The sequence below is a fragment of the Burkholderia sp. Cy-637 genome (genome assembly GCF_011753175.1).
Classification (GTDB): Bacteria; Pseudomonadota; Gammaproteobacteria; order Burkholderiales; family Burkholderiaceae; genus Burkholderia; species Burkholderia gladioli.
Genome location: NZ_VWWC01000281.1, coordinates 1 through 5,432, shown reverse-complemented (window position 1 = coordinate 5,432; position 5,432 = coordinate 1). Strand labels below are relative to the sequence as shown.

The window sequence follows — 5,432 nt, the reverse complement described above, 5'->3', positions numbered from 1 at the left end:
CGCGCGAGGTCCGGGCCGAGCCGGTGGCCGCCGTCGCCTCGGTGCCGGCGCCGCGCGCCAAGGCGGACGCCGCCGCCGCGCTGCTGCCGATGCGCACCGTGCATTCGGCCGCGGCACTGGCGACGCTGTCCACGCTGGTGCCGGCCGATCGCGGCAACATGCGCCACTTCGGCACCGAGCGCCGCCATCTGATGGACGGCGAGCTGACCGATCCGGCCACGCTCGCCACCGAATTCGCGCATCGCGAGTTCGCCTACCAGATCGGTTGAAGCCGGGTCGGCGCCGCGCGCCGAATCATGCGCCGGCAGCCTTCGGGCTGCCGGCTTTTTTTGCGCGGCTAGTTCGCGTTCTCGCTGCTCGTGGCTTCATGCGCCGAGCTCATGCGCGTTGCTGGCGAGCGAGCCCGCGCACGCGGCGGGCAATCCAGTGACGAGGAAGCCGATGTCGATCGCACCGGCATGTCATGCGCCGCGGCGGATCGCGAGAGGAGAGGGATGAGGAGGGAAGCGGTGCCGCCCGCGCCGCGCCTCGACGGCGCGATCGCGAGCGGCCAGGGAACGCAGGGGCGGGTGGAAGCCCGCCCCGTGAATCAGCCGCGGCCGTAGGTATCGTCGAAGCGGACGATATCGTCCTCGCCGAGATACGAGCCCGACTGCACCTCGATCAGTTCGAGCGGCATCTTGCCGGGGTTCTCGAGCCGGTGCTTGACGCCGAGCGGGATGTAGGTCGATTCGTTCTCGGACAGCAGGAAGCTTTCCTCGCCGCGCGTGATGCGGGCCGTGCCGCACACCACGATCCAGTGCTCGGCGCGATGATGATGCATCTGCAGGGACAACTGCGCGCCGGGCTTGACGACGATGCGCTTGACCTGGAAGCGCTCGCCCATGTCGACCGAATCGTAATGGCCCCACGGGCGATGCACCTTGCGATGATTGCTCGCCTCGCCGCGCGACTCGCTCTTCAGGCGCTTGACGATCTTCTTGACGTCCTGCACGTGCGCCTTGTCGGCCACCAGCACCGCGTCGGCGGTCTCCACCACGATCAGCTCGCGGGTGCCGACGCAGGCCACCAGCCGGCTTTCCGAATGCGCGAAGGTCGCGCTCGCGCCCTCGAACATCACCTCGCCGCGCCCGACGTTGGCCGCCTCGTCCTTCTCGGAGATCTGCCAGATCGCGTCCCAGGAGCCGACGTCGGACCAGCCGGCGTCGAGCGGCACCACCACGCTCTCGCAGACCTGCGGCGCGCCCACCAGCGGCTCCATCACCGCGTAGTCGATCGAGTTCGAGGGCGATTCGCCGAAGCTGTCGCGATCGAGGCGGAAGAAGGTGCCGTCGTCGCGGCCCAGCGAGACCGCGCGCTCGCAGGCCGCCAGGATGGCCGGCTGGAAATGGCCGATCGCTTTGAGCCAGACCGAGGCGCGCACCACGAAGATGCCGCTGTTCCACCAGTAGTCGCCCGAATCCACGTACTGCTGCGCCAGCTCCAGGTGCGGCTTCTCGACGAAGCGCTCGAGCCGGCGCACGGCGATCTCGCCCTGCGTGTCGAGCGCCTGGCCGACGCGGATGTAGCCGAAGCCGGTTTCCGCGCGATCCGGCAGGATGCCCATGGTGGCGATACGGCCCTGCGCGGCATGGCGGATGGCCGCGTCGAGCGCGGCCTGGAAGCGCGCGAGATCGGCCACCGCGTGGTCGGCCGGCATCACCGTCAGCACCGCGTCGCCCTCGCAGGCGATCGCGCGCAGCGCGGCGATGGTCAGCGCGGGGGCGGTATCGCGGCCGAAGGGCTCGAGCACGATCGAGGCCTCGCGGCCGACCAGCCGCAACTGCTCGGCGGTGGTGAAGCGATGATCGTCGCCGCAGACCACCATCAATCGTTCGGAGACCGGATGATCGCCCTGGTAACCCTCCAGGCGCCGGGTGGTCGACTGCAGCAGCGATTCCTCGCCGAGCAGGCCGATCAGCTGCTTCGGGAACTGCTCGCGCGACATCGGCCAGAGGCGCGTGCCGGAGCCGCCCGCCAGCACCACCTGCTGGACCGCCAGGCGCGTGCCGGCAGGGGCCGCCGCGCCGTCGGCAGGGGCTGACGCGGGATTGGCGCGGGAGGACGGGGACGCGACGTCCGGCTCGACGCCGGCGACGGACGGAGGATTCATCGGGACACTCCTCGAAACGGTGGATCGGTCCGAACGTTTTTAGCACAACAGAAAGACGCTAAAAAGTTTTTGCTGCGGCGCGGCATCGTAAGATCCTGGAAAAATATAAAAAATAATGTCTAAGCCGCGCTCAAAATTCGCCTTGCCAAAAAAAGTAAAAAATAGGGAATGAAGGATGGCAAGTCATTGAAATTCATGAGATTTGTAAAATGACGCGCCACGAAGGGAGCCGATCTCGACTTGTCTCAGGAAAAAAGTGCCGAGAAAAATTCAAAGAAAATACGCAAAACTTTCCGAATATTTTTAGAAATACTTGCGCGCTTGCAGCAACATTTTTCTTACCGCTTCATAGCGTCTGCAGCAGAGCGAAACGGTTCCGCCTCGGGCCCGTCATGCACTGCGATCCGATCATCTGTCAGGCGAGGGAGCAACCATGTTGAGCGTGTTGGCGAGAGTGATCGATATCGCGATGGCGGTGCTGGGCGCGCTGATCGCGGCCGCGCTGCATCGCGGCGGCATCGTCGCGCTCGACGATCTGCAGCGTTCGATGGTGCTGTTCAACGGCATGCTGATCGTCGCGTTCTTCCCGGCCTTCGGCATCTACCAGTCCTGGCGCGGCAAGCCGATCCGCGCGCTGCTGTGGCGCGTGGCGATCGGCTGGCTGGTGGTGGAGGGCGCCGGGATCCTGATGAGCTTCAGCTTCCACCATTCCGGCGAGCTGTCGCGGCTGTGGCTCGGCTACTGGGCGGTGACCACCTCGGCGCTGCTGATCGCCACCAAGGCCGGCGTGCACTGGGTGCTGCAGAGCCTGCGCCGCGAGGGCTACAACCACAAGGCGGTGGGCCTGGTGGGCGACACCGGCGTGACGCGCCGCCTGATCGCGCAGATGCGCGCGCGCCCCGAGGCCGGCTTCACGCCCTCCTGCATCTTCGACGTGACGGGCACGGTCGACACCCGCGAATTCGACGGCGTGCCGGTCGAGCGGCGCTTCTCCGAGCTGGTGCGGCTGGTGCGCTGCCGCCACCTGCGCGAGCTGTGGCTGACCCTGCCGATCACCGAGGAGCGCCAGATCCACCGCATCGTCACCGAGTTCCAGCACGACTTCGTCAACATCCGGCTGATCCCCGACGTGCGCAGCCTGTCCTTCTTCAACCAGGAGGTGGTCGAGCTGCTGGGCGTGCCGGCCATCAACCTGGCGGCCTCGCCGATCACCGACGTGCGGATCCTGCCGAAGTTCGTGTTCGACCGTATGTTCGCGCTGGTCGCGCTGACCATGCTGGCGCCGGTGATGCTGCTGATCGCGGCGCTGGTGAAGCTGACCTCGCGCGGCCCGGTGTTCTTCCGCCAGACCCGCAAGGGCATCGACGGCAACGAGTTCCGCATCTACAAGTTCCGCTCGATGAAGGTCCACGCCGAGGTGAAGGGGCAGGTCACCCAGGCGCGCAAGGGCGATGCGCGGATCACGCCGGTCGGGCGCTTCCTGCGCCGCACCAGCCTCGACGAGCTGCCGCAGTTCATCAACGTGCTCAAGGGCGAGATGTCGGTGGTCGGCCCTCGCCCGCATGCGCTGGAGCACGACGACATCTACAAGGATCTGGTGCGCGGCTACATGTTCCGCTACCGGATCAAGCCCGGCATCACCGGCTGGGCGCAGATCAACGGCTTTCGCGGCGAGACCGACCGCATCGAGAAGATGTCGGGCCGCGTCAAGCTCGACCTCTACTACATGCAGAACTGGTCGTTCTGGCTCGACATCAAGATCGTGGTGCTGACGCTCTGGAAGGGCTTCACCGGCAGCAACGCCTACTGAGCCGCGGCGCCGCCTCCTCCTCGAATTTCCGCTTCAACGACGACGACCGGCGACGGTCGCAAGGGCTGACAAATGAACCTGACTATCATCGGCAGCGGCTACGTGGGGCTCGTGACGGGCGCCTGCCTGGCCGACATCGGGCACGACGTGTTCTGCCTCGATGTGGATCCCGTCAAGATCGGCGTGCTCAACGACGGCGGCGTGCCGATCCACGAACCGGGCCTGGCCGAGATCATCGCGCGCAACCGCGCGGCCGGCCGCCTGCGCTTCTCGACCGACGTGGCCTCGGCGGTGGCGCACGGCGACGTGCAGTTCATCGCGGTGGGCACCCCGCCCGACGAGGACGGCTCGGCCGACCTGCAGTACGTGCTGGCCGCGGCGCGCAACATCGGCAAGTACATGACCTCCTTCAAGGTGATCGTCGACAAGTCGACGGTGCCGGTCGGCACCGCCGAGCGCGTGCGCGCGACGGTGGCCGCGGAGCTGGCCGCGCGCGGCGTCGACACCATGTTCTCGGTGGTCTCGAACCCCGAGTTCCTGAAGGAGGGCGCGGCGGTGGACGATTTCGCGCGGCCCGACCGCATCGTGATCGGCTGCGACGACGACGTGCCGGGCGAGAAGGCCCGCGAGCTGATGAAGAAGCTCTACGCGCCGTTCAACCGCAACCACGAGCGCACGCTCTACATGGACGTGCGCTCGGCTGAGTTCACCAAGTACGCGGCCAACGCGATGCTGGCCACGCGCATCTCCTTCATGAACGAGCTGGCGAATTTCGCCGATCGGGTGGGCGCCGACATCGAGGCGGTGCGCCGCGGCATCGGCTCCGATCCGCGCATCGGCTATCACTTCCTGTACGCAGGCGCCGGCTACGGCGGCTCCTGCTTCCCAAAGGACGTGGAGGCGCTGATCCGCACCGCCGACGCCAGCGGCCAGTCGCTGCAGATCCTGCGCGCGGTCTCGCAGGTCAACGCCGGGCAGAAGCAGGTGCTGGCGCGCAAGATCGTGGCGCGCTACGGCGAGGACCTGAGCGGCCGCAGCTTCGGCGTCTGGGGCCTGGCCTTCAAGCCCAATACCGACGACATGCGCGAGGCGCCGAGCCGCGCGCTGATCGCCGAGCTGCTCTCGCGCGGCGCGCGGGTGCGGGCCTACGACCCGGTGGCCACCGCCGAGGCGCGCCGCGTGTTCGCGCTCGACCTGGCCGGCCAGCCCGAATGGCTCGAACGCCTGAGCTTCGTCGACGAGGCGGGCGAGGTGGCCGACCAGGCCGACGCGCTGGTGATCGTCACCGAGTGGAAGGCCTTCAAGAGCCCCGACTTCGCGGCCCTGGCCGAGCGCTGGAAGGCGCCGGTGATCTTCGACGGCCGCAATCTCTACGAGCCGCTCGCGATGCGCGAGCTCGGCATCGAATACCACGCGATCGGCCGCGCGCACGCGGCGCAGGCGCCGGCCGCGGGCCGTGCCGCCGCGCAG

At 67.7% G+C, this 5,432-nt stretch carries 3 protein-coding genes and 1 pseudogene; 3 read left to right on the top strand and 1 reads right to left on the bottom strand.

The features are described from left to right. Positions 1-269 (top strand): annotated as a pseudogene (locus F3J10_RS34235) (transposase); the annotation flags it as partial. A 320-nt stretch (positions 270-589) separates the two neighbouring features. On the opposite strand, the gene F3J10_RS34230 reads toward F3J10_RS34235, so the two are convergent. Continuing rightward, on the bottom strand, positions 590-2,152 hold the full coding sequence (locus F3J10_RS34230) for a mannose-1-phosphate guanylyltransferase/mannose-6-phosphate isomerase (protein WP_166914875.1): 1,563 nt from the start codon (positions 2,150-2,152) through the stop codon (positions 590-592). A 433-nt stretch (positions 2,153-2,585) separates the two neighbouring features. Between F3J10_RS34230 and F3J10_RS34225 the strand changes: the two genes are divergently transcribed. After that, positions 2,586-3,962 carry an undecaprenyl-phosphate glucose phosphotransferase gene (locus tag F3J10_RS34225; RefSeq protein WP_166914873.1) on the top strand — a complete coding sequence of 459 codons (1,377 nt, stop codon included), beginning with the start codon at positions 2,586-2,588 and terminating at the stop codon, positions 3,960-3,962. 72 nt (positions 3,963-4,034) lie between these two features. Continuing rightward, positions 4,035-5,432: UDP-glucose/GDP-mannose dehydrogenase family protein (locus F3J10_RS34220; RefSeq protein WP_167243923.1), on the top strand; the 1,398-nt coding region annotated here is incomplete at its 3' end.